The 670-nt window shown below is 58.5% G+C and carries 1 protein-coding gene; it reads right to left on the reverse strand.

What is annotated here, in order from left to right:
- Positions 1–670: PA14 domain-containing protein (locus ACR0CG_RS24040; RefSeq protein ID WP_480528032.1), on the reverse strand; the 670-nt coding region annotated here is incomplete at both ends.

A 670-nucleotide genomic window follows, 5' to 3' on the forward strand; every position in this document is an offset into this window, starting at 1 on the left:
ATCTGCGACAGTCTCGAAGGCCTGAAATCAAGCGCGAAGAAGGCCATGCGGAAGCCTTCCGAGTTGTCATCCTGATCACCTGGTGTCGGATCAACAGGATCATCCTCAACGGGATCTTCGTTCACCGGCGTCTCATCGACAGGCGTCTCATCAACGGGTGTCTCATCGACGGGGGGCGGGGTTCCGTCGCCAGGGCTTGCCACATGATCCCCGGTCAGCAGGACGCGGTTACCACCAGTATCGGGGCCAGCCCACTCGAGCATCAGGGTCGCATCGCCAAAGGCCTCGAAGTAGAGCGCCTCAAGGCTATGGGTACCCGCCGACAGCTCGATCGTGGCGGTCTGTAGCTCAGTCGCATGCAGCCCGTCGTTGTCGATCAGGTCCTGACCATTGAGCCGCAGGCTGGAACCGTCATCCGATAGCAAATAGAACGTGTAACTTCCCGCCTGCTCAATATGCAAATCGGTCGTGGCACGCACGGCAAAGACGTCCTCACGGCCGCCCTCCCAGATCTGAGTGCTTCCATCGTAGTTCAGTGCATTGGTGAGCGTCGTTTCATCCGCTGCGGCAGAAAAATCGATCTGCGACAGTCTCGAAGGCCTGAAATCAAGCGCGAAGAAGGCCATGCGGAAGCCTTCCGAGTTGTCATCCTGATCACCTGGTGTCGGAT

The sequence above is a fragment of the Ruegeria sp. AB8 genome, from assembly GCF_056542605.1.